Genomic DNA, 18,335 nt, shown 5'->3' with positions numbered 1-18,335 from the left:
ATGAGATGAAATGACGATTCTCACGTGTTACCATGGGTGGCGTCGGAAAGACAGACGGTCACATATCGAACACATGAGGAGGATTTTCATGAAGATGCAACCAATTCGAACAGGTGTCGCAAGCGTACTCGCAGCAAGTTTAATCGTTCTCGGAGCAGGAGCAACACTGCAGAAAGCAGAAGCAGCCTCCGTGAATACTTCCGTATCGTATAAAGTGACGAACAGCGATACGATGTACCTGATCGCCAAGAAATACGGAGTCAGCCTAAGCGCGTTGATCGCTGCGAATCCATCCATTGCGAACCCGAACGTGATTTGGGCAGGCATGACGGTGAAAGTTCCCGTAACAAGCGCCGGCGGTTCGACATCCGGCGGAACGACGGGATCGGGCACGACGACGAACACGGCGGATAAAAGCACGTTCGCCGCGCAAGTGGTGACGCTCGTGAACAAGGAACGCGCCAAAGCGGGCCTGTCCGCGCTGAAATCCGATACGCTGCTGACGAAAGTCGCGCTGGATAAAGCGAAGGATATGTATGCGAACAATTATTTCGATCATAATTCCCCGACGTACGGATCGCCATTTGATATGATGCGTGCCTACGGCGTCGCTTATTCTTACGCAGGCGAGAATATTGCCAAGGGACAACAAACGCCGCAGGAAGTCATGACGGCGTGGATGAACAGCGCGGGACATAAAGCGAACATCTTAGGCAGCCACTACGGCAAGATCGGCGTTGCTTACTATAACGGCGAATGGGTACAGGAATTCACTTCCTAATCCGCATCGCAGACGCATAAAGCGGCCCTTACGGGGCCGCTTTTCTTTACATAGCGGCCGCCTTCGCTTATTATGTAACCATTGGTTACTAAATAAAGGGGCTGAATTCGCAATGATTTCGAAGCGCAAACAAATGACGGAAGACATGAAGACCGCGATCCGGCAGTCCGCCGCGGAACTGTTCGCCGAGAAAGGCTATTTGCACGTGACGATGCGCGAAATCGCCAAGCAGGCCGGCTGCTCGCATACGGCGATTTATTTATATTTCAAGAACAAGGAGGAACTGCTGCAGCAAATCGCCATTCCGTCGCTGCTTGAGCTGGAGGACGCATTTCTGACGGAGATGGCGAATCAAGCCGGGACGCCGTTCGATCGGCTCGTGGCGGTCTGCAATCGGTTTGTCGCGTTCTGCTTACGCAACGGCAGTCTGCAGACGGTTCTGTTCATGACGGGCTCCGTGCGGGTGGACGACCCGGCCCCGGCGCTCGAACTCAATGTGATCCGCAATCGCATATTCGCGCATTTGAGGCAGGCGCTGCAGCTTGTCGTCGGTCCGGATCTGGCGGATAGCGGCAGCGAAGACGAAGAAGCGGTGACGAACCGCGCACGCGTGCTCTTTTATTACGTGCAGGGCTTCGTTAGCACGTATACGGGGCATTCGGAACCGACTGAAAGTTTATTATTGCGGGTGCTGCCGATCTTCAAGGACGGGATTGCCATTATGACGCGCGGAATGACCGCGAAACCAGTTTGAAACAAAATTAATTGTTTTTAATGCCGAAGGGATTGGCCTGACGAAAGCGAATTCATCAAGTAGAATCGTTTCGGAGGTTGGGACATGAGGCGGAAAGCCATCTATTGCAATCGCTTGCTTGCTTTAACGGTGAAACGGAAGCTCGAATTGAAGATAGCCGCGGCGAAGGAAGCAGTAAGCGAGCTGGGACCGGATTCCATGAGCTATCAGCGGTTGATTAAATATTTGCCCGAACCTATCTTCGTCCATGACGGCGAAACGGTTCTATTCACGAATCAAGCGGGCTTGCGTTTGCTGGGCTTGACGGAGGCGGATTTGCTCGCGAATCCCGAAGTGCGCCGCTACGTACATCCTGACTGCCGCGAGCAAGCGAGAAGGCGGCTCAAGAAGGTGTTCGAAACGGATGAGCCGAGCGATTTCGCGGAATCGAAGCTGATCAGCGTCTCCGGCGAAGTCATCGATGTCGAGGCCTCCAGCATTCGAATCCGCCACTACCCCGGCAGAGGGACGGTCATCCAGAGCGTGTTTCGCGATATTCGCGACCGCAAGAAGGAAGAAGAAGCGCTAATCCAGTCGGAGAAGCTGTCGGTTGTCGGCCAAATGGCGGCGGGCATTGCCCATGAGATCCGCAATCCGCTCACGTCACTTATCGGATTCTCCAAGTTTCTGAAGACCCGAATCGACAGCTATCACGATTATTTCGATATTATGCTCGTTGAATTGGACCGGATTAATTCCATCGTGCAGGAATTCATGGCGCTCGCGAAGCCGCAAGCCAATCAGTTCCGCCAACACGACCTGATCAAGATCATCCAGAGCGTGCTGACGCTGCTGGAGACGCAGGCCATTATGAATAACGTAGAGCTCAAAGCCGCGTACAACGTGGATTCGGCCATGCTGCTGTGCGAGGAGAACCAGCTCAAGCAGGTGTTCGTCAACGTGCTCAAGAACGCGATTGAAGCGATGCCGAAAGGCGGCACCGTCTCGATTGTGCTCAAGTCATCCGGATCCCGTAACATTACCGTGTCCATTACGGACCAAGGCATCGGAATCCCCAAGGAACAGCTGCCTTTGCTCGGCGGCCCGTTCTTCACGACGAAGGAGAGCGGAACCGGGCTCGGCCTGATGGTTTGTTACCGCATCATTGAAGGCCATCATGGTAAAATCAACATTTCCAGTCACGCCGGCAAAGGGACGACGGTCACGATTTCCCTTCCTAAAAATGGTTAAAACATGCCGAGTGGTCGAATTTACCGGTAGGTTTGGCAACATTGCTATGTTATTCTATAACGCGAGCCGAAACGATACTCGTACGGGGGATCTTTTGGAGCTTAATAGCTCCGTTCCCGTCATCTGATGACCATCACATGACGGGTTCACCGCGCCTTGGCGCTGGGGTGAATCGCACTTCTACGTGCGTAGGGTTGAACTCCTCAATCCGAATCCGACAACTAACCTCGCAGGCCGCATGCGACGACGACTTCTTTGCTCCGCTTCTGTCAGCGGTTCGGTCATCTTCGCGATGACGTGATAGATTTGTTTACTCGGTCTATGACGTAAATCAAAGGAGGCAATCGACAACATGAATCACATCTGGAAGAAGGGCATTGCAACGGCGGTGCTCGGCATTGCCATTCTCACGCAGACGCACGCGGCGAACGCGCAGGCCATGTACAAGGCGAATGAAGAGGATACGTTCTGGAAACTGTCGAACAAGTTCGGCGTAACGGTCAATTCGCTCATGCAAGCCAATCCATTCGTGGACGCGGCCAACATCTACGAAGGGCTGCAGCTCGTTATTCCTGATTCCGCCCATGCAGCATCCGCGCGGGTCGAAGGGCCGATCGCGACCAAGGAGAAGCCGGCGGCAGCAAAGAAAATGGAAGCCGTCAAACCGGCTCCAAAAGCCGTAGCGGCTGAAGCAAAATCGCCTGAAGCGCCGAAGGCAGCTAAGAAAGTCGCGAAAACCGCGGTGAAAACGACCGCCAAGCAGACGAAGAAGACGGCATCGAAACAGGCACAAGCAAAGACGGCCAAGAGAGTCGCGGCGAAGAAGCCTGAGCTCGATCACGTGAGCGTCAACGGCAAGTCGTACGTGTACACGGACGTCATGCAGGTAAAAGCAAGCGCCTATACGGCCGCGGCCTCGGAGAACGGCTGGGGACCGGTCGACTACTTTGGAAACCCGTTGAAGCTTGGAACGATCGCGGTCGATCCGGACGTCATTCCAATGGGCAGCAAAGTGTACATTACAGGCTATGATTACAATGGACTTCCGTCCGGCGGAATGATGGCCGTGGCAACCGATCAAGGCAGCGCGATCAACGGTAACCGGATCGATATTTTCGTTCCGCAATCCCAGAAGTCGGCAAGCGCGTTCGGATTCCAGAACGTCAAAGTGTTTATTCTTAATTAGCCGCGTATTACCGGCTAAGACGACAGCCATAATTTATCGAACGTTCATGATGAGTCATACGAATAGCAAAACGAACAACGGCAGCCCCGGCGGGCTGCCGTTGTTCGCTTTCATTGGAGCTTGCGTCCGGCTGGCCGTCCGAGCAGCTCGGGCAACGTGACGATAACGTAGCCTTTGCTGCGCAGCAATTTGATCAGCCGCGGCAGTGCGGCAATGGTTCCGGACAGATCTTGTCCCTCGCCCCCGCCGGCATGCTGCAGAATGATGGAGCCCGGCTGCAGCGTTCTGCGGATATTAATCAAGATGGACTGGCTGTCCAAGCTGCGCCAATCCTGGGAATCGACATCCCAGTTCACGACCGTGTATCCCTGGCTTCTCAGCCATTCTACCTGTGCAGGCACGATTTCGCCGTAAGGCGGACGAACGAAACGCGGGCTGTAGCCGACGAGGGGCCGAAGCGTCCAATCCGTTCGTGAAATTTGCTGCTGCATGGCATAAAGCGAGATTCTGGAGAAGACGGGATGATTCAAGGAATGATTGCCGACGATATGGCCTTCCCTGACCATGCGGCGCACAAGAGCGGGATGGGCTGCCGCTCGCTGGCCGACGACGAAGAAGGTGGCCCTCACTTTATAGCGGGCAAGCGTTTCAAGCACTTGCGGCGTATATCTGGGATCGGGCACGTCATCGAACGTGAGCGCGACTCGGCGGTAGCGCCGGGGTCCCCAAATCACGAAGGAGCCTGGATACTGCTGCTGCAGGGCGACCCAGGATATCGGCTTGGCGCGATTTCGCTTCTTGCGCTTGCGCGTCTGGGCAGAGAAGGCGTTCTCATCGACTGAGGGCTCGGCGGGAAGCTGCAGCCTTTGAAGCTTGTGCTGGCTCTGGCCCTGGCTGCTGCCAGCAGGGGGATCCGATGCGGCCCGTACGCGTACGGCCCCTCCCTGTAACGACGCGTCCGCAGAACCGGAGGACAATAGCGTCCATGCCAGCGCGAGCAGCAGCGCTTTCCGCGGTCCCCGAAACATCCGCATATTCTTCCCTCCTCGAAATACAAGTCTTTATAAGTGCGAAGCTTACATATAAGCTTATATTTCACCGGAATGAAACGCGCTGCGCCGCCTTTGGACCGTCGACTGCCGTTTCACCTTTGATGATGTCATTTTGCCCTCAATCGCGCCGAACATTCAACAAAAAGTCCAGATCGGCACTTTACAGCGCCCGTCCTTAGAACGTAACATAATAAGGAATCATGTATGAGAAGGGGAGAGCAGATGCCAACAATCGATATGCCGCTGAAAGACTTGCAAGCGTATTCAGGAATCAATCCGAAACCTTCCGACTTCGATGCTTACTGGGAACGGGCGCTGACCGAAATGCGGGGCCTGGACCCTGCGATCGAACTCGTGCCAAGCGCGTTCCAAACACCGACAGCCGAATGTTTCGATCTTTATTTCACGGGCGTCAAAGGCGCACGCATTCATGCCAAATATGCCAGACCGCGCCATTCGCAGCAGCCGCATCCGGCCGTCGTGCAGTTTCATGGTTACTCCGGCAATGCGGGAGAATGGGCAGATAAACTAAGTATCGTTTCGCTCGGCTTCTCCATCTTCTCGCTCGACTGCCGGGGGCAAGGCGGCTCTTCCGAGGATACGGGCGGCGTTATCGGGAACACGCTGAACGGCCATATTATCCGCGGGTTGGACGGCCATCCGGACAATCTGCTGTTCCGTCACATCTTCTTGGACTGCGCGCAATTGGCCGGAATCGCCATCGACAGCCCGGAAGTCGATCCGGAGCGCGTATACGCGATGGGCGGATCGCAGGGCGGAGCGCTCACGATCGCTTGCGCCTCGCTTGAGCCGAGAATCAAGAAGCTTGCGCCTGTCTTCCCATTCCTCAGCGATTATCGCCGCGTGTGGGAAATGGATTTGGCGAAGGATGCGTATTCGGAATTGAAAACGTTCTTCCGTCACTTCGATCCGCAGCATGTGCGCGAAGATGAGATTTTCACGAAGCTTGGCTACATCGACATTCAGCATCTGGCTAACCGGATTCAAGGCGAGGTTATGATGGCTGTCGGCTTGATGGACACCATCTGTCCGCCGTCCACGCAGTTTGCGGCCTACAATAAGATCACCGCGCCGAAGCGGCTGGAAATCTATCCGGATTTCGGACATGAGGGCTTACCGGGATTTAATGACAAGACGATTCAGTTCTTCCTGGGAGAATACTAAGAGGAGGTACGCATCGATGCGTATTGGCAAAAACGAGAAGCTGGTCATGATCGGCGACTCCATTACGGATTGCGAACGTGCAAGACCTGTCGGCGAAGGACTGTTTAACGCGATCGGCAGAGGCTATGTAGGCGTCGTGGATGCGCTGCTCACATCGACATACCCGGAGCTCGGCATCCGCGTCGTGAATATTGGGACTAGCGGCAACACGGTCCGCGATCTCGAGGCGCGCTGGCAGACCGACGTTCTGGACTTGAAACCGGACTGGCTGTCCATCATGATCGGAACGAATGACGTTTGGCGTCAATTCGATTCTCCGACGATGAGGGAATCGCATGTCTTGCTGGAAGAGTATGAAGAGAAGCTGGAGGCGCTTGTCGCAAGCACGCTGCCGCGGCTGAAGGGACTCGTCCTCATGACGCCGTTCTTCATCGAGCCGAATCCGAACGACCGGATGCGGGCGCAGATGGATCTGTACGGCGCCGCGGTCAAACGGATCGCCGCCAAATACGATACGCTGTTCATCGATACGCAGGAAGCGTTTAACCGCGTGCTGGAGCATCTGTATTCCGGGACGCTCGCATGGGACCGCGTGCATCCTAACCAAGCCGGCCATGCCGTGCTGGCGCGCGCCTTCCTGCAGTCGGTCGGATACGAATACGCTAAAGGCCTATAAAGTAAAAGCTCCAAGTAGTTCAAGGACTGCTAAAGCTGCAGCACAAAATGAAAAAGCCGCCTCGGTTCAACCGAGAGCGGCTTTTCTTGCGCTATGTAATCAGATTTTGAAGATGGACATCGTGCGCTGCAGCTGCATGACGATTTGCTGCATTTTCTCGGTCTCTTCGACGACGGCTTGAACGGATCCGATATGTTCGTTCATGGAAGCCGACACTTGCTCCGTGCCTGCCGCGGATTGCTGCGTGATGGCGGAGATACTCTGGATGGAGCCGGAGATTTTGCGGGCGCTCTCCAGCATCGCATCGCTTTCGCGAGAGAACTGGGCGATTTGGGTGGTTATGAATTCGACGCTTGTCACGATTTCCGTGAAAATATGTTCCGAGTCGTGCAGCATCTGCAGCTGCATATGTACGACTTCTTCGTTGACCTTGATGTTCTGGATCGCTTGCTGTACGCCGGCATCGATGTCGCGGACGAGCGTGAATACCTCTTTCGTGGACGAAGTGGATTCCTCGGCAAGCTTGCGCACCTCCTGCGCGACGACCGCAAAGCCCCGGCCGTGCTCGCCTGCGCGCGCCGCTTCGATGGAAGCGTTGAGCGACAGCAGGTTGGTCTGTTCGGCCAAATCCGAAATCGTGCGCGTGATGGAAGAGATGCCTTGCGCCTTCTTCGCCAGATCTTCGATGGCGGAGGCAACTTGGGAAGTCGCTTCCACGTTGCGGTTCATCCCTTGCGACTGGCTTTCGACCGCCTGCCTGCCGCGGGAAACGAGGCTCAGGGTCTGCTCCGAACGCTGATTCATCTCTTTGGTCGAGTAGGTATATGCGCTTACTTTATCTTCGATCTCGCGGATGGATTCCGCCATATCGGAGACGTCCTCGGAGATTTCGTTTGCGCCCGTAGCGAGCTCGCCGGCCGAGGAAGCAACCTGCTGCATCACTTGCTTGAGCGCGACGTTCTTATCGAAGATGCTGCGGCTCGTATCGTTCACGACTCTGGAGATGGTCGAGGTTTCTTTGAGGATATCGCGCAGCTTGTCCACCATGCTGTTGAACGAATGGCCGAGCTCGCCGAGCGAAGCGGTAGAAGCGGCATCGACCCGCTGCGTAAAGTCGCCTTTGGAAATGCTGAACGCAATGGATGTCATGTCTTGAATGGAGGATGTAAGCGCTCTCTCTATTACGCCGGCTAAAGGATAGGTGATAATTGCCATAATGACCATTATGGAGAGGCCTAGAAGAATGCTGCCGCCCGTAAGGAGCAAACCAAGTATAAGCGCAATTGAAAAGATGGCTACGATCGCATAGCAGCCTGTTAGCAGCTTATTCCGAACCGATAATGCAGAGAACCATTGCATCCTGCTTTCCCCCTATTTTTGGAATAATCCTATTATATCATCGCGTTGTTTTTTGTCTATATTGGTCCTATCCGATCGCAATGTGTCGAAAGAACCGAAGGGGCGAGCGGAGTAGATGTCGAAAGAACCAAAAAACTGTAAGGTTTTTGTAAAAAAATAGTTGTAAGCTGGTAAGGTCTGTCCTATAATGGGTCTGTAGGATGAACTGGAAAATAAATCCTAAATTAGGTAGCGGAGGCAGGAGACAGATGGAACTCGATGCAATGACATTGGCTCGGCAAGTTGATTTCGTATTTAAACAATTGGAAGAAGAACTGCTTCATTCTTTAGCGGGAACGGTCATCATTCAAATTCGGAATAACGTTGTCGGGAAATATGGCGTTCGCCACAATCCCATCGAGAGCAAGAACGGCCGTATTGGACAATCGGAACAGGGCATGACCCGCGAACAAGTTCAAGCATTCCGGCAAATGGCCGTCGATTCCATCAAGTTAAAGCGGAATTGGACGCATGGCGAGATTCTGTATGATTTCTCCGTCCGCTCCGGTACTTGGTCCGCAAGCATCCTGTTCGAAAGCAATTACAACCTGGCGAACATGTTCCGCTATACGCCGAAATACGGTCAACAGGCGCTGCGTGAAACGCCTTGAAACATAGCAAAGAAGCTGCCTCGGCTCGCAGGGGCAGCTTTTTCTTTGTCGGGCATCGTGTGCCGCCTGGAGAGTCATTGCTTTGCCTTAACGGGAAGCTCTGCCTGCAAGTTGCATTTCAGCCATTTGCACGAGTCTGCGCGTAATGTTGCCGCCGATTGCGCCTGCGTCGCGAGTTGCCATGTCGCCGTAATATCCGTCTTGGGGAATAGCGATACCGATTTCGCGCGCTACTTCATACTTCATTTGATCGAGCGCCGCATGTGCGTGGGGGACGACCAGAGAGTTGTTGGAAGCCATCGTAATCACCTCCTTTTGTACCCTTAGTATGGATACGCTGGAAGCGTTTATGCGAAATATCGCGCTTTCAGGACATGTATTTTTTTCCAGTTTAGAAGATGATCCCGATTGCGAGCGGGAGCAGAAACAAAGTATACACCACCAAGTTGGCCAGCAGCGAACGGGGCGGCTCGTGGTTACAGTCGCATGCGGCCGCTTCGATGCCCTGCCATTCCTGAACGGCGGATTGGAACTGATAGATAGCGGTCGCAAACAGGCCGATGGCGGACAGTTTAACCGGGACGGCAAGGTTCGGTTCGACGAACAGGACGAGCGTGCCCGTGCGGGCGAGATAGACGATATAGAGTCCGAACGCGCCAAGGATGCCGCATCGGATGAGATGATGAACGATGTTTCTGCGTTGTTTTGTCGACAGGGTAATCAAGGCTGCTCCTCCTCAGATTCCGAATACGAGCTTCTCCGTAAGCATCGAACCGATCCATACCGCGGCGATCAGAAAAGCGACGATGACGACAACGATCTTGCTGCGGAAGGCGGCGAAGAGCAGCAGCAGGCTTTTGACATCGACCATGGGGCCGAAGACGAGGAAAGCGAGCAGCGCTCCGGGACCGAAGATGCCGTGCAGCGACGAGGCGACGAAGGCATCCGAGGTCGAACAGAGCGAGAGCACGAATCCGGCCGCCATCATGAAGAGCGACGCCAGCGCGGGCGAACCGCTGACTTGATGGAGCAGCGAAGGGTCAAGCGCGGACTGCGCGAGCGCGGTGATGAATGCGCCGATGATCAAATATTTGCCGATATCGAACAATTCCTCAGAAGCATGCGTGAACGTCGCCTGGATGCGGTCTTGAATCCCGCCGTTCACATGTCCGTGATTATATTGGTAGTTGTCGTCGTCTGGCAGCCGCGAGCCTTGCGATACGAAAGACTGCAGACCGAGCTTGAGGGGATTCCGTTTCATGAAGGCGTAGAGGACCATTCCGAGCAGTATGCATACGGCAAAAGCCAGCCCCATTCGGGCGTAGGCAATCGAAGGCTCGGCTCTGAACGCATTGAACGTCGAGACGAATACGATCGGATTGATAATCGGCCCCGCGAATATGAAGACCATGCCGATATAGGCGGGCATGCCTTTGCGAATGAGCCTGCGCACGATGGGTATCATGCCGCATTCGCAAAGGGGGAGCAGCAAGCCGAGCAGGCTTCCGAACAGCACGCCGGCGATCGGATTGCGCGGAGTCAGCTGCGCGATGAGCCGATCCGAGACGAAAACTTGGAGCACGGCCGAGACGAGGACGCCCAGCAGAATGAACGGAAAAGCTTCTATAATGATGCTGATGAAAATATGTTGGAATTCATGCATGGCAACAGCCGCTCCCCTTCGGAATCGAAATCATAATCGGCAGCGACATACGCCGTCAGACAACGCCGCTAACTATAAGCTATGCAGGCTTGTTAACCGGCAGGACAAACTTTATGGCAAATCGGACAATCAGTAAAAAAACCATTGCCAACATAATGAAAAGGGAGTAGAATTCGCTTTGTGTGATAATGATTCTCATTATTGATAACTCGGGAACGTACACCACTCTTTTATAAGTTAGGGGACTTCTTCAAATGAATTGGAGCAAGAGAACGACGGGAGCCGCAGCGATATCCGCCCTGCTGGCTTGCTCAGTAGCTTTGACGGCCTGCGACGACAACGACGTGCACGTGAAAGTATCGGATTACAACTTCGATACGGCGGGCAACATGTTCGCTTATGCGGAATTCGAACTTTCCGGCGAACCGCTAGCGGAATCGCTCGGCGTCGATCTCGACGTATTGGACGCCGGCAAAATCGATCAGCCGACTGCCTTCGACTACAAGGCCGGCATCGAATCCTATGAATATTCCGAAGAGGCGATGTACGAAGTCGTCGAGAAGTCCGGTCTGGGCCTTCACTTGGCGAACGGCCCGGCAACGGCGGAGGAAGCGAAACAAGCAGGCGTGTCCAACAATGAACTGCTCGCTTCGCGCTTCCAGCATATGGCCGAGAGCGTCGGTCAACCGGCGGAGGACATTCAGCAGAATATGTTCCCGACCTTCATCGAATACGCATCGGGCGACCCGGAATACAATCAAGACGTGGACACCGCCAAATTCGCCGACGGCGAAGACGGTGCTTATATCCCGAATTACCAAGTGAACTTCGCTTCCCTTCGCTGGAACCGCGATAAAATGAAGAAACAGCTGATTCCCGCCGCCTATGGCGGTACGATGCTGAAGCAATCCCTGTGGGCAGGCGATTTCCTGGGCAACCTGCACGATGCGAAGAGCGACGAGGAAGTGGATGCTTCCACGGCCAAAGAAGGTTCGGAAGACGATCAAGGCTTGAAGCTGGGCGTCAGCTCGGTCGACGGCATGCAGGGGATGATTTTGACCGACGAGGTGTGGAACAAGCTGCTGTATGTCCGCGATAATCTGTTCTACAATCCGGCGAACAAGAACATTGGAACGCTGGCGAACGCGCAAGGCGGCTATTTGCCGCATGCGGTCGACGTGGAAGAGAACGGCGACAAGGACTTCACCGCTGCGAAGAGCCTTAAAGTCAGCGATGACCGCAGCTTGCTGCAGGATCAATGGCTGATGCTCTGGCCGACGTCGGAATTTTTCGGCATGACCGATCAGCGTACGGCGAATCCGAACCGCAATCCGGCGTTTGCCCGCGTGTTCGACGGCGATCCGTTCCCTGCCGCGCCGGCAGTCAACGTGGATGCGGACGACAGCAACGATATCGCCTCCACGGATCCATACACGGTTACGCGCGACGTATTGCTATCCGTGTTCGACAATGTGAAGAATCGCCATTGGAACGATAAAGCCGGCGCATTCGTGACGGAGTCTAACGGCGACAAGCAAGGCACGGAGGTCGATACGTTCGAGGCCGGCTATACGATCGAAGCGCTGCGGATGTTCGAACGCGCCATCGACGGGCTGCCTGTCGGCTATGCCAGCGGCGAAGCAGCGGAAGGCTTGAAGACCGAGCAAGGCGCCGCAGCCAAGGAAATGATTCAGAAACAGGCGGACTTTATTTTGAATACGCTGATCAATAAAGACGGCTTGGCCGTGACCGGATACGATACGGCGAAAGGCAAAGCGAACTCGGATACGACGCTCAAAGCTCAGATCGGCGCGATTCGCGGTTTGACGTCCGCGTTCCTCGTCACCGAGGACGAGAAATACCGGGATGCGGCACGCAAGCTGTATGTCGCTATGGACGAGAAGCTTTGGGATAATGACCTGAAAGCCTACAAAACGAACGGCAAAGAAGCGAATTACGATGCGTTCACGGCTGGCGGCGTGTCGGCTGTATTCCGTCTGGCGCTGGAACATTTGAAGAATACGAGCGGCGACACGGACGCTCCGAAAGCGCTCGAGCAGAATGCGATCCAAGATCGCTATGTATCCTTCTTCCGCCAGGTCATCAACGGGCCTACGCTGGATGAAGGCATGCAGGCCAGCGAATTCTGGGATACCGGCGATGTTTATAAGGAAGGCGACGATTCCGGCAACACGGATGGCGATACGGTGCCTCAACCTCAGAAAGGACATGGTGATCATGGGATTGCTCCTATTCTTCTTCCGGTCAAAATTACAAAATAACGGATGGCGGGCGATCAAACTAACGGCGGGTGCAGCTGCACTCGCCGTTATGGCGTTGTTAAGCGGCTGTTCGCATTCCGGTGATTCTGCCTCTCCCGCGCCCCAATCCGGCAGCAGCATTGTCATGAGCAAGGACGGGGATACGCTGTACATTGCAAATGGCGACACCAATACCGTGTCTGTCGTCGATGCCAAGGAACGCAAGGTGAAGAAAGAAATCTCCGTGGGCAAAGAACCGCGGGAGCTTGCATTATCGGCTGACGGTTCCACGCTGTACGTAACCTGCCGGTACGCCAATTCCGTGGAATGGGTGGATATCGATAAAGGAACCGTGCTCGGTACCGTGAAGACGGGAATCGAACCGTATGGAATCGTCGAAAGCCCGGACGGCAAGCTGCTGTACGTAACCAACTATCGATCCGGTACGGTGGCCGTTGTCGATACGGAATCCCGTGCCGTGCTCAAAGAAGTCAAGGCGGGGACTAATCCGCGCGCAGTCGCCATTGCGGCGGACGGCGGAAAGCTGTACGTGTCGGATTATTTGACGTCGGCTACGACGATTTTCGATACGGCGTCCATGGATCCGTTGAGCGCGAAGAAGCTTGCTGATTCTCCGGATTTGCCGGATCGGAAGAAGAGCCAGGGGAAGCCGAACACGGTGGAGCAGCTGCGGCTGACGCCGGACGGGAAGTCGCTGTGGGAAGCGCATCTGCTTACGAATACGGATACGCCGGTTCAGTTCGAGGAAGTGATCTTCCCAGCGCTGTCGGTCGTTGACGCGCAAACCGGCCAGGAAGATGCGAAGTCGCGCAAGGAACTTTTTAAAGCGATCGATGTGAAGGATAAATTCGGCAAGACGATTATCGTTTCCAACCCGACCGATATCGTATTCTCGCCTGACGGCAACAAAGCTTACGCGCTGATGGGGGGGAGCGAGGACTTGCTCGTCTTCGATATCGCCCGAGGCGGCAGGGCGGGTCAGATTATTCATCATTTGCCGGGAGACTTGCCGATCGGCATGGTCATGTCGAAGGATGGCGGCAGTCTGTACATTCACAACTCGAGCTCGCATGATTTGACCGTCGTGACGCTTCCGCCTGCGGACGAGGAAGGCGGCCAGGCACGCGTGGACGGCAAGCCGCTCAAGCTAATCGGTCAAGATCGGCTGAATGCGCAGCAGCGCCTGGGCAAGACGCTGTTCTACAGCGCCAACTCCGATGATTTCGCGCTTACGGGAAGCAACTGGATGAGCTGCGCGTCCTGCCATTCCGACGGTGAGGTCGATCAGTTGTCGATTATGACGGCCAAGGGGCCGCGAAACATTCCGAGCAACGTGCTGGCGTTCGAGACGGGCTTGTTTATGTGGGACGGCAGCCGGGATGAATTCGACGATTACATTCATACCGTGCAGGGCGAGATGGGCGGGTTGAGCGACGTGGATCCGGCTAAGCCGCTTCCTGCGGACGCGAAGAAACTGTTTGATGCCTTGAAGGCTTACATGACCATGCCGGATGCGTTCCCCGTGCCGCAAAGTCCGTTCCGGACCGAGGATGGACAATTGACGGCGGATGCGGAGCGCGGCAAAGCAATCTTCGAAGGCAAAGCGCAATGCGTGATGTGCCATGCTGCCGACGTCATGACCGACAGCGTGAAGGCAACCGGTTCAGACGGGAAGCTGACTACGGACAATACATCCTTCCTTCATAATGTCGGTACGGTCAACAGCGCGGACGTCGATTACGGCGGCGATGCCCGCGGAGCGTTTTCCAATAAGCGCGAGCGCGGCTTGTTCGATACGCCGACGCTCCGAGGCGTTTATGCAACGGCGCCTTATCTGCACGACGGCAGCGCCGCAACATTGGAGGACGTCATCAAACGCGCCGGAGACGAGCATGGGCACACGTCGGATTTGTCCGAGAAGGAAATCAGCGATCTTGTTTCTTATTTGAAGCAAATCCAATAATGGGGAAATTGTATTCATTCGGGTCGTGTTTCGGACCCTGCGGGAAGCACCGCCTACTCTGACGTCCATGTATGGAATTATAAAACTTAAGACTATCCCCCCAGAGGGGGACCCCGAGGGAACCTTCCCTCTGGACACCCGGAAAGTTGTCGGTATGCTCGGAAAAGGCGCTTGATGCGCCTTTGCGAGCTTGTGCTCGTATTTGTCCCTATCGGGACAAGACTTTATACTCTTTGGGTAGCCCCTTTGTGGGGCTACCCTTTTTTAGAAGCCCCTGCGGGGCTGCCTATTTCTACAGAAGCAGTTTCAGTGCTTCTGTTTTTTGTTTCTGTTGAAGAACGGAATCGGTATGGAGAACTGTTTGTTGTATTCCTTCGACTTGCCGTGACGGTCAAAATGGAGCACTGCGTTGATCTCGCCGCCTACCACGATGACGATGCTCGACAAGTAGAGCCAGGTCAGCAGGACGATGATGCCGCCGATGCTGCCGTATGTTTTGGAATAGTTCCCGAAGTTGTTGACGTAGAAGGAGAAGGCGAGCGACGTGATAATCCAGCCGAATGTCGCGAATAACGCGCCGGGAATGACTTCCCGGAAGCGAAGCCGCAGATTGGGGACGTATAGATATAGCGCGGCGAAGACGATGGCCATGACCGCGACAGGCAGTACGAACTGGGCAACGCTCCAGATGGCATCGAGGTTTCCCGGCAGTCGTGTCTGCTTGTACAGCATGTCGCCGGTCACGCGTCCGAAGATGAGCATGGCCAGGCTGAAGACGATTACGAGCGCAAGGACGATGGTAAACAGCAACGCGTACGCCTTGACTTTCCAGAACGGCCTCGTTTCTTCGACGTCGTACGCCTTGTTGAGCGCCTTCATGACCGCGCCCACGCCGCTCGAGGCGGACCAGAGCGTCACGAGCAAGCCGAGGGATAACAGCGAACCGCTGCGCGAGTTTTGGATTTCCGTAAAAGCATCGCTGATCGTCTTCGTAGACACTTGGGGCATGACGGGCCGAATGCGGTCGATGACATCGTTCACCGTCAAATCGGCGAAGCTGAGCACGGCGATGATGAAGATCAGGAAAGGAAAGAAAGAAAGAATCAAATAATACGTCAACTGCGCCCCCATCGCCTGCACGTCGTCGTCCTGGAACCTGCAATACAAATGCTTCGAAAAGGATAGCATGCCCATCCGGCCCCTTTTCTTCGAAGGCTGGGCAGTCGGAACAGACCGGGCACCAACTGGTTTCGTGGATCCAGAGCCAGCAGTCTTCGACTCCGACCCGGGCGTGGACCAGGGACTTGCCATAGGAATCCCTCCTTACTTTGTTCCCTCACTATTAACCAGCCGAACAAGCGGACAAACCGAATCTAAGTACATCGTATGCGCAAAAGTTTAAAGTCTTGTCCTGGACCGGGAGAAAAACAGGCAAAGCAACCTGTTGCAAGGCAGATCCTGTGATGAAGTCAAGAAAGGCTTTACAACTCGATGTAATTTGATTATCATCTAATTAGATTAATATCTAATTAAATGGGGGTTAAAGAATGCAGGATCAAGCTATAAAAAACGAAAAGTTGAAGCAATCCGTACTGCGAAATTTTATCACCGAACAGGGCAGCATCGTGCATCTGCCGTCACAATTGAAAAAAAGGCTAATCGTACTCGAACATCTCGCAAATCAACTTGATGCCCGGAAGAAGTATTCTGAAAAGGAGATCAATGCATTCATTAAGCCCTTGAACGAAGACTTCGCAACGATACGCAGGGAACTCTTCATACACAAATTCGTGAATCGAGAAAACGACATTTACGAAGTGAATGAATCTAAAGAGTGGCGGGATTGGAAAACGCTCGGCTAGGGCAAGCGGAGTGGCAAGTCTCGGGGTCCTCGCAGGGGACGCAACACAAAGTAAAGTCTTGTCCCGATAGGGACAAATACGAGCACAAGCACCACAGAGCGCCCTGAGCGCCGCTGTCGAAGTCGCGGACAAATATCCGGGTGTCCAGAGGGAAGGTTCCCTCGGGGTCCCCCTCAGGGGGATAGTCTTAAGTTGAAAGCCCCCGCAGGGGACGCAACACAAAGTAAAGTCTTGTCCCGATAGGGACAAATACGAGCACAAGCACCATATGGCGCCCCGAACGCCGCTGTCGAAGTCACGGACAAATATCCGGGTGTCCAGAGGGAAGGTTCCCTCGGGGTCCCCAAGCCGCTGTTGATTTTAAGCCCACCTGCAAGGTATAATCGTCTAAAGCAATGACGGGAACAAGTAAGCGCGGACGAACGCTTCAGAGAGCCGGTGGGTGGTGTGAACCGGCGCAGGCGTCCGATTGACCGAATGGATCCCCGAGCCGCGATGAGGAAAGAGCTCCTGCGAGTTCCGTATGTATCGTCGTTTCGCTTCGCGTTACGAAGCTTGGAGGTTTGCCGCGTCTCGAACAGCATGACTGCGACGCGCAGCAAACAAATTAGGGTGGCACCACGGTCCTCGTCCCTTGCGGCGGAGGGCTTTTTTTGTGTTTAAATTTTGGGGTTTATTAGGAGGCTGTGTTCAATGAGACGCGTATTATCCGGCATTCAGCCGAGCGGTCAACTGACGCTGGGCAACTACATTGGAGCGATTCAAAATTTCGTCAAGCTGCAGGACACGCATGAATGTTACTTCATGGTCGTCGACCTGCACGCCATCACGGTGCCGCAGGAGCCGGCAGCGCTGAGAGAGCAGACGGAGTCGGTGGCGGCGCTCTTCATCGCGGCAGGCATCGATCCGGCCAAAGCAAGCGTGTTTGCGCAATCCCACGTATCCGCGCACGCGGAGCTGGGCTGGTTGTTTACGACGCTGGCCTACATGGGCGAGCTGGAGCGCATGACGCAATTCAAAGACAAGTCGACGGGCAAAGACTCCGTCGGTGCGGGCTTGTTCGTGTATCCGACCCTGATGGCTGCGGATATTTTGCTGTATAACGCGGATCTCGTGCCGGTCGGGGACGACCAGAAGCAGCACTTGGAGCTGACGCGCGACCTGGCGCAGCGGTTCAACCAGCGCTTCGGCGATTTGTTCACCATTCCGGAGCCGTACATTCCGAAAGTCGGCGCACGGATCATGTCGCTGGACGACGCGTCCAAGAAGATGAGCAAGAGCAATCCGAATCCGGCCAGCTACATCGCGCTGCTTGATCCGCCGGACGTCATTCGCAAGAAAATCAGCCGGGCAACGACGGATTCCGGCCGCGACGTGCTGTTCAACCCGGCCGAGAAGCCGGAAGTCAGCAATCTGATGAGCATCTACATGCATTGCGCGGACATGACGCTGGAGGAAATCCAGGCGAAATACGAAGGACAAGGCTACGGCGCGTTCAAGAAGGACTTGGCTGAGGCTGTAGTCGCGAAGCTGGAGCCGATTCAGAAGCGGTATGCGGACATTCGGAATTCCGGAGAGATCCACGACATCTTGAAGCAGGGTGCGGATAACGTATCGACCGTCGCGAACGACATGCTTCGCAGTGCCAAAGAGAAAATGGGTTTCCTGCTGCCTCGCTAACCGAAGCAGGCG

Annotated in this window: 17 protein-coding genes, 1 riboswitch and 1 other annotated feature; of the genes, 11 read left to right on the top strand and 6 right to left on the bottom strand. The window is 54.8% G+C overall.

What is annotated here, in order from left to right; genetic code table 11:
- Positions 1-88 precede the first annotated feature (88 nt).
- The 4 genes from GZH47_RS07860 to GZH47_RS07845 all read left to right on the top strand — a co-directional run bounded on the left by GZH47_RS07860 (position 89) and on the right by GZH47_RS07845 (position 3,951).
- Positions 89-781, top strand: coding sequence for a CAP domain-containing protein (locus GZH47_RS07860; protein WP_162639590.1), 693 nt, complete (start codon positions 89-91; stop codon positions 779-781).
- A 112-nt stretch (positions 782-893) separates the two neighbouring features.
- The gene (locus tag GZH47_RS07855) at positions 894-1,535 is read left to right on the top strand and encodes a TetR/AcrR family transcriptional regulator (RefSeq protein ID WP_162639589.1); all 642 of its coding nucleotides are present in this window, start codon (positions 894-896) and stop codon (positions 1,533-1,535) included.
- Between the two features lie 84 nt (positions 1,536-1,619).
- Positions 1,620-2,765, top strand: a complete 1,146-nt coding sequence (locus tag GZH47_RS07850; protein WP_162639588.1) for an ATP-binding protein — start codon at positions 1,620-1,622, stop codon at positions 2,763-2,765.
- 54 nt (positions 2,766-2,819) lie between these two features.
- A riboswitch (cyclic di-AMP (ydaO/yuaA leader) is annotated at positions 2,820-3,015 on the top strand.
- Between the two features lie 102 nt (positions 3,016-3,117).
- A complete protein-coding gene (locus GZH47_RS07845) occupies positions 3,118-3,951 on the top strand; it encodes a 3D domain-containing protein (protein ID WP_162639587.1) in 834 nt (277 codons plus the stop codon).
- 110 nt (positions 3,952-4,061) lie between these two features.
- Here the strand turns inward: GZH47_RS07845 and GZH47_RS07840 are convergent, their stop codons facing one another.
- A complete protein-coding gene (locus tag GZH47_RS07840; protein ID WP_162639586.1) occupies positions 4,062-4,985 on the bottom strand; it encodes a polysaccharide deacetylase family protein in 924 nt (307 codons plus the stop codon).
- Between the two features lie 240 nt (positions 4,986-5,225).
- Here GZH47_RS07840 and GZH47_RS07835 point away from each other — a divergent pair, with 240 nt between their 5' ends.
- On the top strand, positions 5,226-6,188 hold the full coding sequence (locus GZH47_RS07835; protein ID WP_162639585.1) for an acetylxylan esterase: 963 nt from the start codon (positions 5,226-5,228) through the stop codon (positions 6,186-6,188).
- Positions 6,189-6,204: 16 nt separating this feature from the next.
- A complete protein-coding gene (locus GZH47_RS07830) occupies positions 6,205-6,864 on the top strand; it encodes an SGNH/GDSL hydrolase family protein (protein WP_162639584.1) in 660 nt (219 codons plus the stop codon).
- A gap of 99 nt (positions 6,865-6,963) precedes the next feature.
- Here the strand turns inward: GZH47_RS07830 and GZH47_RS07825 are convergent, their stop codons facing one another.
- Complete coding sequence (locus GZH47_RS07825) at positions 6,964-8,223, bottom strand: methyl-accepting chemotaxis protein (protein ID WP_162639583.1); 1,260 nt, start codon at positions 8,221-8,223, stop codon at positions 6,964-6,966.
- A 248-nt stretch (positions 8,224-8,471) separates the two neighbouring features.
- Here GZH47_RS07825 and GZH47_RS07820 point away from each other — a divergent pair, with 248 nt between their 5' ends.
- Complete coding sequence (locus tag GZH47_RS07820; RefSeq protein WP_162639582.1) at positions 8,472-8,873, top strand: O-methyltransferase; 402 nt, start codon at positions 8,472-8,474, stop codon at positions 8,871-8,873.
- A gap of 87 nt (positions 8,874-8,960) precedes the next feature.
- On the opposite strand, the gene GZH47_RS07815 is transcribed toward GZH47_RS07820, so the two are convergent.
- From GZH47_RS07815 to GZH47_RS07805, 3 genes are all read right to left on the bottom strand, one after another.
- Positions 8,961-9,173 (bottom strand): alpha/beta-type small acid-soluble spore protein, encoded by a 213-nt coding sequence (locus tag GZH47_RS07815; RefSeq protein ID WP_162639581.1) that lies wholly within the window; start codon positions 9,171-9,173, stop codon positions 8,961-8,963.
- A gap of 91 nt (positions 9,174-9,264) precedes the next feature.
- Positions 9,265-9,597: a DUF1980 domain-containing protein gene (locus GZH47_RS07810; RefSeq protein WP_162639580.1), complete on the bottom strand. Its 333-nt coding sequence runs from the start codon at positions 9,595-9,597 to the stop codon at positions 9,265-9,267.
- 12 nt (positions 9,598-9,609) lie between these two features.
- Entirely contained in the window at positions 9,610-10,536 is a 927-nt protein-coding gene (locus tag GZH47_RS07805) for a permease (RefSeq protein ID WP_162639579.1), read from the bottom strand.
- Positions 10,537-10,790: 254 nt separating this feature from the next.
- Between GZH47_RS07805 and GZH47_RS07800 the strand changes: the two genes are divergently transcribed.
- Together GZH47_RS07800 and GZH47_RS07795 are read left to right on the top strand one after the other, a co-directional pair.
- A complete protein-coding gene (locus GZH47_RS07800; RefSeq protein WP_162639578.1) occupies positions 10,791-12,818 on the top strand; it encodes a hypothetical protein in 2,028 nt (675 codons plus the stop codon).
- Positions 12,775-14,781, top strand: coding sequence for a beta-propeller fold lactonase family protein (locus GZH47_RS07795; protein ID WP_225446395.1), 2,007 nt, complete (start codon positions 12,775-12,777; stop codon positions 14,779-14,781). Before GZH47_RS07800 ends, GZH47_RS07795 begins: the two co-directional genes overlap by 44 nt.
- A 306-nt stretch (positions 14,782-15,087) precedes the next feature.
- Here the strand turns inward: GZH47_RS07795 and GZH47_RS07790 are convergent, their stop codons facing one another.
- The gene (locus GZH47_RS07790) at positions 15,088-15,969 is read right to left on the bottom strand and encodes a YihY/virulence factor BrkB family protein (RefSeq protein WP_225446394.1); all 882 of its coding nucleotides are present in this window, start codon (positions 15,967-15,969) and stop codon (positions 15,088-15,090) included.
- A 359-nt stretch (positions 15,970-16,328) separates the two neighbouring features.
- Here GZH47_RS07790 and GZH47_RS07785 point away from each other — a divergent pair, with 359 nt between their 5' ends.
- Complete coding sequence (locus GZH47_RS07785) at positions 16,329-16,643, top strand: DUF2087 domain-containing protein (protein ID WP_162639576.1); 315 nt, start codon at positions 16,329-16,331, stop codon at positions 16,641-16,643.
- Positions 16,644-17,029: 386 nt separating this feature from the next.
- Positions 17,030-17,281, top strand: a binding site (T-box leader).
- Between the two features lie 55 nt (positions 17,282-17,336).
- A complete protein-coding gene (trpS, locus tag GZH47_RS07780; RefSeq protein WP_162639575.1) occupies positions 17,337-18,323 on the top strand; it encodes a tryptophan--tRNA ligase in 987 nt (328 codons plus the stop codon).
- Positions 18,324-18,335 lie beyond the last annotated feature (12 nt).

The sequence above is a fragment of the Paenibacillus rhizovicinus genome (assembly GCF_010365285.1).
Lineage (GTDB): Bacteria > Bacillota > Bacilli > Paenibacillales > Paenibacillaceae > Paenibacillus_Z > Paenibacillus_Z rhizovicinus.
This window is presented reverse-complemented; position numbering and strand designations above follow the sequence as displayed.

Bases quoted from the DNA above. Each gene is read 5' to 3' on its own strand.
- GZH47_RS07860 (WP_162639590.1), top strand. From the start codon at position 89: ATGAAGATGCAACCAATTCGAACAGGTGTCGCAAGCGTACTCGCAGCA.
- GZH47_RS07855 (WP_162639589.1), top strand. From the start codon at position 894: ATGATTTCGAAGCGCAAACAAATGACGGAAGACATGAAGACCGCGATC.
- GZH47_RS07850 (WP_162639588.1), top strand. From the start codon at position 1,620: ATGAGGCGGAAAGCCATCTATTGCAATCGCTTGCTTGCTTTAACGGTG.
- GZH47_RS07845 (WP_162639587.1), top strand. From the start codon at position 3,118: ATGAATCACATCTGGAAGAAGGGCATTGCAACGGCGGTGCTCGGCATT.
- GZH47_RS07840 (WP_162639586.1), bottom strand. From the start codon at position 4,985: ATGCGGATGTTTCGGGGACCGCGGAAAGCGCTGCTGCTCGCGCTGGCA.
- GZH47_RS07835 (WP_162639585.1), top strand. From the start codon at position 5,226: ATGCCAACAATCGATATGCCGCTGAAAGACTTGCAAGCGTATTCAGGA.
- GZH47_RS07830 (WP_162639584.1), top strand. From the start codon at position 6,205: ATGCGTATTGGCAAAAACGAGAAGCTGGTCATGATCGGCGACTCCATT.
- GZH47_RS07825 (WP_162639583.1), bottom strand. From the start codon at position 8,223: ATGCAATGGTTCTCTGCATTATCGGTTCGGAATAAGCTGCTAACAGGC.
- GZH47_RS07820 (WP_162639582.1), top strand. From the start codon at position 8,472: ATGGAACTCGATGCAATGACATTGGCTCGGCAAGTTGATTTCGTATTT.
- GZH47_RS07815 (WP_162639581.1), bottom strand. From the start codon at position 9,173: ATGGCTTCCAACAACTCTCTGGTCGTCCCCCACGCACATGCGGCGCTC.
- GZH47_RS07805 (WP_162639579.1), bottom strand. From the start codon at position 10,536: ATGCATGAATTCCAACATATTTTCATCAGCATCATTATAGAAGCTTTT.
- GZH47_RS07800 (WP_162639578.1), top strand. From the start codon at position 10,791: ATGAATTGGAGCAAGAGAACGACGGGAGCCGCAGCGATATCCGCCCTG.
- GZH47_RS07795 (WP_225446395.1), top strand. From the start codon at position 12,775: ATGGGATTGCTCCTATTCTTCTTCCGGTCAAAATTACAAAATAACGGA.
- GZH47_RS07790 (WP_225446394.1), bottom strand. From the start codon at position 15,969: ATGCTATCCTTTTCGAAGCATTTGTATTGCAGGTTCCAGGACGACGAC.
- GZH47_RS07785 (WP_162639576.1), top strand. From the start codon at position 16,329: ATGCAGGATCAAGCTATAAAAAACGAAAAGTTGAAGCAATCCGTACTG.
- trpS (WP_162639575.1), top strand. From the start codon at position 17,337: ATGAGACGCGTATTATCCGGCATTCAGCCGAGCGGTCAACTGACGCTG.